Raw genomic sequence first — 12,306 nt, forward strand, 5'->3', positions numbered from 1 at the left:
AGGGTATGACCAGAAGATCAGAAGCGGCGCGTGATCAGCGCTCGCTTCACTTCCTGGATCGCCTTGGTGACCTCGATACCGCGCGGGCAGGCGTCCGTGCAGTTGAAGGTCGTACGGCAGCGCCACACGCCGTCGCGGTCGTTGAGGATCTCCAGCCGCTGCTCGCCGGCCTCGTCACGCGAGTCGAAGATGAAGCGGTGGGCGTTGACGATGGCCGCCGGACCGAAGTACTGGCCGTCGTTCCAGAAGACCGGGCACGACGAGGTGCAGGCCGCGCACAGGATGCACTTCGTGGTGTCGTCGAAGCGCTCGCGGTCCTCGGCCGACTGCAGACGCTCGCGGGTCGGCTCGTTCGTGTCCTTCGTGATGAGGAAGGGCATGACGTCGCGGTACGCCTGGAAGAACGGCTCCATGTCGACGACCAGGTCCTTGAGGACCGTCAGGCCCTTGATGGGCTCGACCGTGATCGGCTTCTCGGGGTTGAGGTCCTTGATCAGCGTCTTGCAGGCCAGACGGTTCTTGCCGTTGATCCGCATGGCGTCCGAGCCGCAGATGCCGTGGGCGCAGGAGCGGCGGAAGGTGAGGGTGCCGTCGACGTCCCACTTGATCTTGTGGAGGCCGTCGAGGACCCGCTCCTTGGGGTCGATCTCCAGCTGGAAGTCTTCCCAGGTCGACTCGTCCGAGATCTCCGGGTTGAAGCGGCGGATCCGGAAGGTGACCGTGATGTAGGGGGAGGCGGCGGACTCCGCCTCGACCTTGTCCAGAACGGGGGTTGCCATCAGTACTTACGCTCCATCGGCTGGTAGCGGGTCTGGACGACCGGCTTGTAGTCGAGACGGATCGACTCGGAGCCGTCGTCGCCCACCTCGCGGTACGCCATGGTGTGGCGCATGAAGTTGACGTCGTCGCGGTTCGGGTAGTCCTCGCGGTAGTGACCGCCGCGGGACTCCTTGCGGGCCAGTGCGGAGACGGCCATGACCTCGGCCAGGTCGAGCAGGTTGCCCAGCTCGACGGCCTCCAGCAGGTCGGTGTTGAACCGCTTGCCCTTGTCCTGGATCGACACGTTCCGGTAGCGCTCGCGCAGCTCGGCGATCTTCTCGACCGCCGTCTTGATCGTCTGCTCGGTGCGGAACACCATGACGTTGGCGTCCATGGTCTCCTGGAGCTCGCGGCGCAGCGTCGCCACCCGCTCGGTGCCCGTGGAGGTGCGCAGATGCTCGATCTGCGCGACGACCTGGGACTCCGGGTTCTCCGGGAGCTCGACGAAGTCCGCCTTCTGGCTGTACTCCGCCGCCGCGATGCCCGCCCTGCGGCCGAACACGTTGATGTCGAGCAGGGAGTTCGTGCCGAGGCGGTTCGCGCCGTGCACCGAGACGCAGGCGACCTCGCCGGCCGCGTACAGGCCCGGGACGACGGTGGTGTTGTCCGACAGGACCTCACCCTCGACGTTGGTCGGGATGCCGCCCATGGCGTAGTGCGCGGTGGGCTGGATCGGGATCGGGTCCGTGTAGGGCTCGATGCCGAGGTAGGTGCGCGCGAACTCGGTGATGTCGGGCAGCTTGGCGTCGAGCTGCTCCGGCGGGAGGTGGGTGAGGTCGAGGTAGACGTGGTCGCCCTCGGGACCGCAGCCGCGGCCCTCCCGGATCTCCGTGTAGATGGAGCGCGAGACGACGTCACGGGACGCGAGGTCCTTCATGACCGGCGCGTACTTCTCCATGAAGCGCTCGCCGTCCTTGTTGCGAAGGATGCCGCCCTCACCGCGGGCGCCCTCCGTCAGCAGGATGCCCATGCGCCAGATGCCGGTCGGGTGGAACTGGAAGAACTCCATGTCCTCCAGCGGCAGACCACGGCGGTAGACGGCCGCCTGGCCGTCACCGGTCAGGGTGTGCGCGTTGGAGGTCACCTTGAAGAACTTGCCGGTGCCGCCGGACGCGTAGATCACGGCCTTCGCCTGGAAGATGTGGATCTCGCCGGTGGCCAGCTCGTACGCGACCACACCGGCGGACTTCTTGACGCCGTCGACCTCGGTGATCAGCTGGTCGAGGACGTAGAACTCGTTGAAGAACTCCACGCCCTCCTTCACGCAGTTCTGGTACAGCGTCTGGAGGATCATGTGGCCGGTGCGGTCGGCCGCGTAGCAGGACCGGCGGACCGGGGCCTCGCCGTGGTTGCGGCTGTGACCGCCGAAGCGGCGCTGGTCGATGGTGCCGTCCGGGGTCCGGTTGAACGGCAGGCCCATCTTCTCCAGGTCGAGGACGGAGTCGATGGCCTCCTTCGCCAGGATCTCGGCGGCGTCCTGGTCGACCAGGTAGTCACCGCCCTTGACCGTGTCGAAGGTGTGCCACTCCCAGTTGTCCTCCTCCACGTTGGCCAGCGCGGCGGCCATGCCGCCCTGCGCGGCGCCCGTGTGGGAGCGGGTGGGGTAGAGCTTGGTCAGCACGGCGGTGCGGCTGCGCTTCGTCGACTCGATGGCGGCGCGCATGCCGGCGCCGCCGGCGCCGACGATGACGGTGTCGTACTTGTGGATCTTCATGGTGGTTGCCTCAGCCCCGTGCCTAGCGGATGTTCGGGTCGAAGGTGAAGATCACCAGCGTGCCCAGCAGGATGGTGAACACCGTGGCGGTGTAGAGCAGGCCCTTGAGCCACAGCCGGGTGTTCGCGCGCTCCGCGTAGTCGTTGATGACCGTGCGCAGGCCGTTGGCGCCGTGGAGCATGGCCAGCCACAGCATCAGCAGGTCCCAGACCTGCCAGAACGGCGAGGCCCAGCGGCCGGCCACGAAGGCGAAGCCGATCTTGGAGACGCCGCCGTCCAGCACGAGCTGGATGAGCAGGTGGCCCAGGACCAGGACGACCAGCACGATGCCGGACAGGCGCATGAACAGCCAGCCGTACATCTCGAAGTTGCCACGCGTGGACTTCGGGGTCTTCTTGGTGCGGGCCCGCGGGGCCTCGATGAGGGGCGCCGGGTTGTCGACGTCGAAAAGGGGAGCGCCCTCGACGGGGCCGATCCCGGAAGCGGTGGTTTCAGCAGTGGACATCGACGTCAGCTCCCGAACAGTTCACGAGCGGCGTGGCCGAGGACGGGGTAGATCGCCCCGATCATCAGCACGACCCAGATGCCGACGACGGACCAGAGCATCTGCTTCTGGTAGCGCGGGCCCTTCGACCAGAAGTCGACGGCGATGACGCGCAGGCCGTTGAGCGCGTGGAAGAGGATGGCCGCGACGAGGCCATACTCCAGCAGCCCGACGATCGGGGTCTTGTACGTGGCTACGACCTTGTCGTAGTCCTCGGGGGACACGCGAACGAGAGCGGTGTCCAGCACGTGAACGAACAGGAAGAAGAAGATGAGGACGCCGGTGACTCGATGAGCCACCCAGGACCACATTCCTTCCCGGCCGCGGTACAGCGTTCCAGCCGGCACGGAAGAACCCTCCGGGAGCGGGGATTAGGGCCGCGCCGGCTTGGGTGTCGGTCGGGCCCGGCCGGGTACGGTCCACCGGCCCCCAGCATCGTAGCGACGTGTGCGCGTGGCGCTTACACGGGGCCTGCCGGTGTGATCAAACTGGCACGCAAAGGGGCACGTACGGGCTATTGGCGGGCGCGTCATGACGGGGGATCATGTCTTATTCGCCGGATGAGGGACCATTTGTTCCGAGTGCTGGGTTCCTTGCGCCCCGGAGGCGGGCGGCCAGCCTTCCCTTGGCCAGATTCCGCAGTTCCTCCGCCGTGACGACCCGTTCTTCCTCCGGATCGTTTGTCAATCGTGACCGGATGCCTTCGAGTACACGGTCGGGCGTTTCGTCCCGGGCCACTTCGTCCAGACAGATGACGAACGCATGTCCGAAGCGCGCCTCGTAGGCCGCGTGGGCCGCGCTCAGTGCAGTATGGGCTGCCGAGTAGGTCCCGTACGGCAGGGTCGGCAGGGTCTCGCTCGCCAGTGCCTCCGCGAGATCGCCCGGGGTCAGGTCGTACGCCGCCTCGTCGCAGGCGGCCAGCAGCGACTCCAGGTCGGGATAGGGGCGGTGGTCGGCGACGCGCCTGGCCCAGCGCAGGCTGCGCAGGCAGTCCAGGAGCAGCCGGCGGGCGTCGTCGGCGGGCGCGGTGTTGAACCCCTCCAGCAGATGCGCGGAGGGCGCGGTGCGGGTCTGTGCCGGGACGGTGGGTATGGCCACTCGGCCGGGGAGATGAGGAATGCGGTGCGCAGGCAGCGTGGGTCCTCGCGTCACGTGTGTGTCGGCAGGGGATGCTGAGAGAGATGTGACGACACCGTATCGAGAGTGGTCGGGTTCATGTCCGGCGGATGCCCGGTTTTCACCCGCACGGGAGAGTTTCGGAACGTGTGGTGGACAGCCGCGGCCTGCGAGTGGCCGTAGGTTGGCGTGGTGAGTCAGCACAGGCGCCGGGCGCCGCAGAAAGGCGTGGGCCAGCAGAAAGGCGTGGGCCGGCGCAGGCGCCGGGCGCCGAAGAAGGGGGCGGGCCGGCGGGCGCTGTGGATCGGGGCCGCGGTCACCGCGTTCGGCGCCGGGCTCGGAGTCTGGGCCTTCGGCGACGACGGGGCCCCCGCGGGCCGGGACTCCGGTGCCGCCTCCTCGGCCGGCCAGGCCGCGACCCCCAGCCCGTCGTCCACCCGGGTCTATCCCCTCTCCCAGGCCCCGCAGACCATCCCCGCGGTGCGCGACCACACCCCGGCGCGCGGCCCCGGCTGGCGGCCGCGGTCCGGCTACCGGGTGGTGGTCAGCGACCCCGAGCTGGCCGACGAGGGGCGGCTGATCGCCGGTGAGCTGGGGATGGCGTACGGGGGCGAGAAGGACGACGTGCGCGACGGGGACGTACGGCTGGCGCTGAACGACGACGAGGGCGCGGACCCGGAGTCGTACGCCATGACCGTGCGCGGCGGCCGGGTGACCATCAGCGGGCCCGCCGACGCGGGCGTCTTCTACGGCACCCGCACCCTCAAACAGGAGGTGCACGGCGGCGGTACGGCCCCGGAGGGCGTCGTGCACGACGAGCCGGCCAAGCCGCGGCGCGGGTTCATGCTGGACATCGCGCGCAAGCACTTCACCGCGGCCTGGATCGAGGACCGGGTGCGGGAACTGGGCGACCTGAAGTACAACGAGCTCGGGCTGCACTTCTCCGACGACCAGGGTTTCCGGATCGAGTCGGCGACCCATCCGGAGATCGTGTCCGCGCAGCATCTGACGAAGGCGGAGGTCGCGCGGATCGTCGCGCTCGCACAGAGCCGGCACATCACGGTCGTGCCGGAGATCGACTCGCCCGGCCACCTGGGCGCCGCCATCGCCGCCCACCCCGACCTCCAGCTGCGCAACGCGCAGGGCGTCGCCACCCGCGGCGCGATCGACATCGCGAAGGACGACTCCGCCGGCCTCGTCGACGATCTGCTCGGCGAGTACGCCGGCCTGTTCCCCGGCGGTCAGTGGCACCTCGGCGGCGACGAGTACCAGGCGCTGACGGCGTCGGACCCGGAGGCCGCCTATCCGCAGCTCGCCACCGCGGCCAGGGCGGCGTACGGCTCCTCCGGCACCGTCGCCGACCTCGCCACCGGCTGGCTCGGCGACCGCGCCGACACCGTCCGCCGCCACGACCGCACGATGCGGGTCTGGAACGACGGCTTCTTCCGCCACACGTCCGTGCAGCCCGCCAAGGACCTCCAGGTCGCCTACTGGACCGGCAAGGAGATCGGCGCCCGGCAGCCGGAGGAGTACCTGGACGCGGGCCGCAAGGTGCTCAACTACAACGACGAGTTCCTCTACTACGTGCTCGGCGAGCCGAACACCTTCGTCTACCCCACGGGCAAGCGGATCTACGAGCAGTGGAACCCACGCGTCCTGCGCAAGACGGCGGCCGTGCCGGCCAAGTACGACGACCAGATCCTCGGCGGTTCCTTCGCGGTCTGGTGCGACCTCGCGAACTCCCAGACCCAGGACCAGGTCGCGGCCGGTGTCCGGATGCCGCTGCGGGCGACCGTCCAGAAACTGTGGGACCCGGGCACCCCCGCCCTGACCTGGACGCAGTTCACGGCACTGGCGGCCCGGCTGGGGTGAGCCCGGGGTGCTGGTGCCGCGCTCCGGCCGGTGTTCGCTGCCGCGGGGACCGGCGGCTTCCGAGGTCTTTCCAGGTCCAGTGATTCTCAGTGATCTTTAAGTGACCCCTTGTGTTCCTGTGACTCCTGTGGTCCCTTTGGCTGAAAACCCTCTGCTTTTCGCTGCTCGACCGGATCGGCGGGCCGCCCCGCTGTGACACACCGGGGCGGTCGCACGCAGTAAGGGGAGATGCGGGCTCCGTAAGGAATGGTGCCTCGACAAGGGAGACGTGAATGAGCCTGGTGGACCTCATCGGTCAGGCCGACGACCGTGGGCTGACCGCGAGCGGGCTGGCTTGTTTGGATCGGTGTGTGCCGCTGCTGGGCGGTGACGACGAGGTTCTGCGGCCGCTGTGGGGCAGCCTGACGGAAGGCTCCGGCGGCGACTGGGGCGAGTCGCTGGAACAGGTGCGCGGCAAGCTCGTGGCGCCGGAGGAGTCCGAGGGGAACGAGGCCGCTCTCCTCGCCCACCGGATGCTGACCGCCGCCCCGGCCGGGCGGACCACCGCCGAGGTGCGGCAGTGGGCGGACGCCTGCTCGGTGGCCTCGCTGCAGATCCACCGGATCCTCGATCCGGTCGAGGACGCCTCCCCGGACGACGCTCTCGACCGCATCCGCGCGGGCGAGGCGCCCGCCGAGGGTTGTCTGGTGAGCGTGCCGCCGCTCGTCGCCGCCGAACTGCGCCGCCAGATCAGCGTCCTGGAACTGCTCGCCGAACACGGCGCGGGCGGACTGCGCCCGGCGCTGGACGTGTCCACGGAGGGGCGGCGGGTGCTGCGCGCGGTGGTGTCACGGCGGGCACGCGGCGCGCAGGGGGCCAGGGCCCGTTCCTGAGCGCGTCCTGTGTGCGTTGTGCGGGGAAGGTGGGGCGGTCCTGAGCCGGTTGCGCGATCGCCCCGGAAACCGGTGACGAAAAGGCCGGTGACCTCGCTCTTCTCGATGTGACGAGCTATCTGACGAGCCAGGTGACGACGGACGCCGCACTGCGGGGGACCAGACCCCGTGCGGCGAACCGGCCGGTGCGGTGGGCGGCGGACGTGGTGAGCGCCATGCGCGAGGGGGCGCGGCTGCGCCTCGACTACGGGGCACCGAGCCTGTGGCGGGTCGACCGGACGATCGAGGAGATCGGGCGCGAGGGCACCCCGTACGCCGCCGTGGAGGGGGTGCTGCGGGGCTTCGGCGCGTACGCGGGCGAGGTGATCGTCCGTCAGACCGGCGCGGAGTGGTGGGTGTCGGGCGGCGAGTACCTGATCCGCACCCCGGACGGCCGGCTGTGGGACCCGATCGACGAGGCCCGTCGCTGTTTCGCGGGCCAGGGTTCGCTGCGGCTGCTGTGCCAGGACGCGGCCGGGCGCGGCGCGGGCGGGTGAGCGGGTGAGCGGGTGAGCTGTGTGCGAGCGCGGGCGTGGGCGTGGGCCGGCCCGGCGCCCGGGCCGCCATCCGGTGCGCTGTGACACTTCCGCCAGGACAGACGCAGATGCCCGTGGAGCCACTTCACGCGGCGGCTCCGGCAGACGGGGCGGCCGTGGACCGCGGCCATGGACTCGGCATGGACGAGGACTGTCTTGGGCCAGGGAGGCGAATCCCGGCGCGCGCAGGCGTACGACGGGGAGCTGGGCGCGGCGGTCGCGCTGGCCCAGCAGGGCGACGAGAGCGCGTTCGCGGTGGCGTACCGGATCGTGCAGCCGGGGCTGCTCGGATATCTGCGCGGACTGGTCGGTGACGACGCCGAGGACGTCGCCGCCGACGCGTGGCTGGAGATCGCCCGCGACCTCGGGAGGTTCGCGGGGGACGGGGCGGGGTTCCGCGGCTGGACCGCGACCATCGCCCGGCACCGGGCGCTCGACCATCTGCGGCGGCGCCGGGTACGGCCCGTGGCGGCGGCCCTCGAACCGGACGTACTGGACCTGCCGGGCCCGCACAGCACCCACGACCAGGCCCTGGAGTCCCTCTCCACCGAGCGCGCCCTCGCCCTCATCCGCGCCCTGCCGCCCGACCAGGCCGAGGCCGTGCTGCTGCGGGTCGTCGTCGGTCTCGACGCTCCGGCCGCCGCCCGGATCCTCGGCAAGCGTCCCGGCGCGGTCCGTACCGCCGCACACCGCGGTCTGCGCCGGATCGCCCGTGAACTGGGCGTGGACGGCCCGGCGTCCGCAGGTGTGACGGATGACGGGCCCCGGACGCTGGGGGAGTCGACATGAGGGCATCCTGCGGGCCGCCCCGCGAAGACCCGGACGAGCGCGGGGACTACGGTGCGGTTCGCGGCGGCGACGGCGGCGCGGGCGCGGTGACGAAGGCGTGCGGCGGCGCGGGGCGGCGCGGGAACGGATCCGCGAGCCGGTGCGATCCGGCGCGCGGCGGCGCGGGGCGGGCCCGTGCGGCGTGGTGGCGGATCGACCGGTGAGGGGACGGAATGAGCCAAGTGGGGACGGGCGCCGGTACGGGCGGCGCCCCGGGTGACGACCTCCTGTCCGGCCGGGCCGCCCGCCTGACCGAACTGCTCGCCGCCGCGCTGCGCGAGGAGGAGAGCGACGCCGAGTCGGAGAAACGCGCCGTCGCCGCCTTTCTCGCCGTACGCGACCTGACGGCGCCGCCGGGGCGGACCAGGCGGCGGGACGACTGGCGGCCCCGGCCGCCGCGTTGAGCGGTCACCGCCCTGTACGACTCACGGACTTGGGCCGTCACGGCCCTGAGCGGCCACCGCTGCGGGCAATCGCTTTCCACGCGCACCGGGCGGCCCAGGGGTCCCGGATCTGCCGCCAAGGCAACGGCCGGGGCCGCCACCCCCCACAGGAGAGGCCCCGGCCGTCGCGCGGCACGGGCCGCGCGGCGGCCCGTATCTCCTACAGCGCCGAGAGTGCGTTTTCTGTCACACCCACTGAGTCACGAGTTAGTTGCATGTTCTACCGACGTGGACGAGCAGCGGTTTCACGCCGTAACGTGCCTTTCGCGCCGTACCGCTGACAGCGGCGGACTGCCTGACCATCACGGGGCCTGTGACCGTAACCATCGACGGCCATCGATCGAGCAACCACGACGGCGAGAACCCGGCCCGCGAGAGCGGTGTCGGCCGAGGCGCAAAAGGGGCGCGGTGCTGGGGGACGACGCGGAGCTGACGGCCGCGGTGCTTGCGGCGCAGGACGGGGACGAGACCGCGTTCCGGACTGTGTACCGCACGGTGCACCCCCGGCTGCTCGGATACGTAAGGACACTGGTCGGCGACCTCGACGCCGAGGACGTCGCCTCCGAGGCGTGGCTCCAGATCGCCCGCGACCTGGAGCGGTTCACCGGCGACGCGGACCGCTTCCGCGGCTGGGCCGCCCGGATAGCGCGCAACCGGGCCCTGGACCACATACGGATGCGCGGACGCCGTCCCGCGATAGGCGGCGACGAGACCGAACTGACCGCGAAGGCCGCCGCGTCCGACACCGCGGGCGAGGCCATGGAAGCCCTGGCCACCGGTCGCGCCTTCTCCCTCATCGCCCGGCTGCCGCAGGACCAGGCCGAGGCGGTCGTCCTGCGGGTGGTCGTGGGCCTCGACGCCAAGAGCGCCGCCGAGACGCTGGGCAAGCGGCCGGGGGCCGTCCGTACGGCCGCGCACCGCGGTCTGAAGCGGCTCGCCGAACTCCTCGGCTCCGATCCGGAATCGGCCGGCGGGCTCGACGCCCTGCCGTCCCAGCGAGAACCGCGCGCCCGCGCGGTGACGTCCGCCGGTGTGACGCATCCACGCGTGCGGACGCAGAAGGACATGTGATGGCCGACGAGCAGTACAGGTGGCTGGACCGCGAAACGGCGGAGCGCTTGCTGCGCGGGGAGCCGCCGGCCCCCGCTGTCGACGCCACGGCCCGGGACCGGGCCGAACAGCTCGCCGAGGCCCTCGGCGCACTGTCCACGGCGGCAGCCGCGCCGGACAGCACCGAACTGCCCGGAGAAGACGCCGCGGTGGCCGCTTTCCGGGCCGCGCGCGGCGCCCGCGCGGCCGAGCGGCCGGCCGTGGGCCGCCGTGGCCGCGCCGCTGCCTCCCGCTCCGCGGACACCGCACTCGTCCGCCTCGGCCGCGCGGCTCCGGCGGCCGGCCGTTTCCACTGGGGCCGCCCGGTCCGCCTGGGGCTGTCCGCCGCGCTGGCCGCCGGCATGGTCGGCGGGGTCGCCATGGCGGCCGGAACCGGAGTCCTGCCCGCACCGTTCGGCGGTGCCGAACACGGCCCGGCCGCCTCCGTCTCGGCCGCCCCGAGCCCGAACGGCACGCGCGTCCCGCCCGTGCCGGGCGACATCATGGGCGGCACCAGCGGAGTGGCGACCCCCGGCGGCCGTACGAGCGCTTCGCCCGGCGGTACGACCCGGGGCGCCGGCGACGGCGCCACCGCCGGTGACGGCGGCAAGGACGACCGCGCCGCCGCCGGCTCCCGTTCCGGCCCGGGTTCCGGCTCCGCGTGGAGCGGTGCCGCCGCGGCCTGCCGGGACATGCGCGCCGGCCGGGAGCTGGCCGGCGAGCGCAGACGCGCCCTGGAGAAGGCCGCGGGCGGTTCCCCGCGCGTGTGGAAGTACTGCAGGGCGCTCCTCAGCGACTCCCTGAACAGCGGTCAGGACGGCGACACCGAAGGCGGACAGGGCTCCGCGGACGGCTCGGACGGCACGGCCCGCGACGGCTCCGGTGAGCAGGGCGACAAGGGCGACAAGGGCGACAAGGACGGCCGGGGCGAGGTTGGCGGCAGCCGGGGCACGGTCCGCGGCGGCGGTGACGGCCTTCGCGAGGGCGCCCTCGGCCTGCTGACGCCGTCCCTGTCGCAGACCCTCGCCCACGGCTCGTGGAAGAGCCCGAAGAACGCGAAGAGCCCGAAGAGCCTGAAGAGCCCGCAGAACCTGAAGGGCGTGAAGGGCGCGAAGAACGCCGGCTGCCCGCGCGCCTCCTCGCGCACCCGGGCGCACTTCGCCGTCTGAGCCGGGCCGCGTCCCCGCTCCCGGAACAGCCCGCTGACCTGCGGTTTTGTCTCGCGCTCAAGTTTTTCGGCAACAGGTGTGACATTTTCGGCGGCCCTGACGCAGTGATAAGTGAGCCGACTGGTCATCGGCCGTCGCACGGAGCCGGGGTTCCCCCCGTACCTACGGCACGTGCACCTGGCGCGGGCGGGACACGTTCCCCCGGTCCCGCCCGCGCCCCGAATCCTCTTCTTCCGCGCCCCGCGCCGTCACCAGTACACGACGACCTTGTCGCCATTTCTCACCTGCGCGAACAGCCGGGCGATCGCCGTCTCGTCGCGCACGTTCACACAGCCGTGCGAAGCACCGGCGTACCCGCGGGCCGCGAAGTCGTAGGAGTAGTGCACGGCTTGTCCGCCGCTGAAGAACATGGCGTACGGCATCGGGGAGTCGTAGAGCGTCGACACATGATGGCGGGACTTCCAGTAGACGTGGAACACGCCTTCCCGGGTGGGGGTGTACTGGGAGCCGAACCGGACCGACATCGTCGAGACCGTCCGTCCGTCGATCATCCAGCGCAGGGTGCGGCTCGACTTGCTCACGCACAGCACCCGGCCGGTCAGACAGCGCGGGTCCGGCGCGGCGGCCGGCTGCCCGCCCATCAGGTAGAGCTCCCACCGGCCGGGTTCATGGGTCATGTCCCGCAGCCGCCGCCAGGTGACGGTGTCCACGCGGCCGGTCCGGGGCAGCCCGCGCTTGCCCTGGAAGCCCCGGACGGCCTCCTCGGTGAGATCGTCGTACGTCCCCGTCGGTCCGTCGTAGAGCCAGGCGACCTGGCGCAGCCGCGCCTGGAGTTCACGGACGGCCGGTCCGCTGTCCCCGCGCTCCCAGAGCACCGCGGGGGCGACGGCGGGAGTGCTCGGTCCCGGGGCCGGCCGGCTGCCGGAGCCGGCGGGCGTAGGGGAGGCGCCCGGTGTGCCGGTGGCTCCGCCGGCGCCCGCCGTGCCGGTGACGCTGATGTGGACGGGGGAGCGGTGCTTGCCGTCCCCGTCCGTGGGCTGCACGGTGCAGCCGCACACCGCCGCCAGCGCGGTCAGGGCCGCCGCGGCGACCACGGCGGACCGGACGGCTCCGGTGGACCCGGTGGCGAAACGTCTCTTCCGTTCCGCGGTGCCGCGCCCGCCCATGGTCCTCAAGCTCCCCGAGCTCCTCATACCCGTACAACGCATCACGGCCCCCGTCGTCTCACTGGCCCCCGCGCCGCCCGCCCCGCGCGGCGCGCGGAG

Annotated in this window: 14 protein-coding genes; 8 read left to right on the forward strand and 6 right to left on the reverse strand. The window is 71.8% G+C overall.

Annotation, left to right across the window (positions count from 1 at the left end; translation table 11 throughout):
• Window positions 1-17 precede the first annotated feature (17 nt).
• From ACZ7OY_RS18960 to ACZ7OY_RS18980, 5 genes are all read right to left on the reverse strand, one after another.
• Window positions 18-779, reverse strand: coding sequence for a succinate dehydrogenase iron-sulfur subunit (locus ACZ7OY_RS18960; protein ID WP_471912384.1), 762 nt, complete (start codon window positions 777-779; stop codon window positions 18-20).
• Window positions 779-2,533, reverse strand: a complete 1,755-nt coding sequence (gene sdhA, locus ACZ7OY_RS18965; protein ID WP_375973435.1) for a succinate dehydrogenase flavoprotein subunit — start codon at window positions 2,531-2,533, stop codon at window positions 779-781. The genes ACZ7OY_RS18960 and sdhA overlap by 1 nt, the downstream gene beginning before the upstream one ends.
• A 22-nt stretch (window positions 2,534-2,555) precedes the next feature.
• A complete protein-coding gene (locus ACZ7OY_RS18970) occupies window positions 2,556-3,038 on the reverse strand; it encodes a succinate dehydrogenase hydrophobic membrane anchor subunit (RefSeq protein WP_152893480.1) in 483 nt (160 codons plus the stop codon).
• Between the two features lie 5 nt (window positions 3,039-3,043).
• Complete coding sequence (gene sdhC / locus ACZ7OY_RS18975; RefSeq protein WP_133043130.1) at window positions 3,044-3,424, reverse strand: succinate dehydrogenase, cytochrome b556 subunit; 381 nt, start codon at window positions 3,422-3,424, stop codon at window positions 3,044-3,046.
• A 202-nt stretch (window positions 3,425-3,626) separates the two neighbouring features.
• The gene (locus ACZ7OY_RS18980; protein WP_471912385.1) at window positions 3,627-4,229 is read right to left on the reverse strand and encodes a 2-oxo-4-hydroxy-4-carboxy-5-ureidoimidazoline decarboxylase; all 603 of its coding nucleotides are present in this window, start codon (window positions 4,227-4,229) and stop codon (window positions 3,627-3,629) included.
• Window positions 4,230-4,490: 261 nt separating this feature from the next.
• On the opposite strand from ACZ7OY_RS18980, the gene ACZ7OY_RS18985 reads away from it, so the two are divergent.
• The 8 genes from ACZ7OY_RS18985 (at window position 4,491) to ACZ7OY_RS19020 (ending at window position 11,041) form a co-directional block, all read left to right on the forward strand.
• Window positions 4,491-6,065, forward strand: coding sequence for a beta-N-acetylhexosaminidase (locus ACZ7OY_RS18985; protein WP_471912453.1), 1,575 nt, complete (start codon window positions 4,491-4,493; stop codon window positions 6,063-6,065).
• A 272-nt stretch (window positions 6,066-6,337) separates the two neighbouring features.
• The gene (locus ACZ7OY_RS18990; protein ID WP_471912386.1) at window positions 6,338-6,937 is read left to right on the forward strand and encodes a hypothetical protein; all 600 of its coding nucleotides are present in this window, start codon (window positions 6,338-6,340) and stop codon (window positions 6,935-6,937) included.
• A 107-nt stretch (window positions 6,938-7,044) separates the two neighbouring features.
• Window positions 7,045-7,473 carry a hypothetical protein gene (locus tag ACZ7OY_RS18995; protein ID WP_471912387.1) on the forward strand — a complete coding sequence of 143 codons (429 nt, stop codon included), beginning with the start codon at window positions 7,045-7,047 and terminating at the stop codon, window positions 7,471-7,473.
• 195 nt (window positions 7,474-7,668) lie between these two features.
• A complete protein-coding gene (locus tag ACZ7OY_RS19000; protein ID WP_384724972.1) occupies window positions 7,669-8,301 on the forward strand; it encodes an RNA polymerase sigma factor in 633 nt (210 codons plus the stop codon).
• Window positions 8,298-8,504 carry a hypothetical protein gene (locus ACZ7OY_RS19005; RefSeq protein ID WP_471912388.1) on the forward strand — a complete coding sequence of 69 codons (207 nt, stop codon included), beginning with the start codon at window positions 8,298-8,300 and terminating at the stop codon, window positions 8,502-8,504. The genes ACZ7OY_RS19000 and ACZ7OY_RS19005 overlap by 4 nt, the downstream gene beginning before the upstream one ends.
• Before the next feature lie 9 nt (window positions 8,505-8,513).
• Entirely contained in the window at window positions 8,514-8,744 is a 231-nt protein-coding gene (locus ACZ7OY_RS19010; protein WP_471912389.1) for a hypothetical protein, read from the forward strand.
• 447 nt (window positions 8,745-9,191) lie between these two features.
• Window positions 9,192-9,854, forward strand: coding sequence for an RNA polymerase sigma factor (locus tag ACZ7OY_RS19015; protein ID WP_471912390.1), 663 nt, complete (start codon window positions 9,192-9,194; stop codon window positions 9,852-9,854).
• A complete protein-coding gene (locus tag ACZ7OY_RS19020) occupies window positions 9,854-11,041 on the forward strand; it encodes a hypothetical protein (RefSeq protein WP_471912391.1) in 1,188 nt (395 codons plus the stop codon). Before ACZ7OY_RS19015 ends, ACZ7OY_RS19020 begins: the two co-directional genes overlap by 1 nt.
• A 248-nt stretch (window positions 11,042-11,289) precedes the next feature.
• Here the strand turns inward: ACZ7OY_RS19020 and ACZ7OY_RS19025 are convergent, their stop codons facing one another.
• Window positions 11,290-12,207, reverse strand: a complete 918-nt coding sequence (locus ACZ7OY_RS19025) for a L,D-transpeptidase family protein (RefSeq protein ID WP_471912454.1) — start codon at window positions 12,205-12,207, stop codon at window positions 11,290-11,292.
• Window positions 12,208-12,306: the final 99 nt, after the last annotated feature.

Source organism: Streptomyces sp. NPDC107559, from assembly GCF_055657365.1.

Bases quoted from the DNA above. Each gene is read 5' to 3' on its own strand.
- ACZ7OY_RS18960 (WP_471912384.1), bottom strand. From the start codon at position 779: ATGGCAACCCCCGTTCTGGACAAGGTCGAGGCGGAGTCCGCCGCCTCC.
- sdhA (WP_375973435.1), bottom strand. From the start codon at position 2,533: ATGAAGATCCACAAGTACGACACCGTCATCGTCGGCGCCGGCGGCGCC.
- ACZ7OY_RS18970 (WP_152893480.1), bottom strand. From the start codon at position 3,038: ATGTCCACTGCTGAAACCACCGCTTCCGGGATCGGCCCCGTCGAGGGC.
- ACZ7OY_RS18990 (WP_471912386.1), top strand. From the start codon at position 6,338: ATGAGCCTGGTGGACCTCATCGGTCAGGCCGACGACCGTGGGCTGACC.
- ACZ7OY_RS19005 (WP_471912388.1), top strand. From the start codon at position 8,298: ATGAGGGCATCCTGCGGGCCGCCCCGCGAAGACCCGGACGAGCGCGGG.
- ACZ7OY_RS19010 (WP_471912389.1), top strand. From the start codon at position 8,514: ATGAGCCAAGTGGGGACGGGCGCCGGTACGGGCGGCGCCCCGGGTGAC.
- ACZ7OY_RS19020 (WP_471912391.1), top strand. From the start codon at position 9,854: ATGGCCGACGAGCAGTACAGGTGGCTGGACCGCGAAACGGCGGAGCGC.
- ACZ7OY_RS19025 (WP_471912454.1), bottom strand. From the start codon at position 12,207: ATGGGCGGGCGCGGCACCGCGGAACGGAAGAGACGTTTCGCCACCGGG.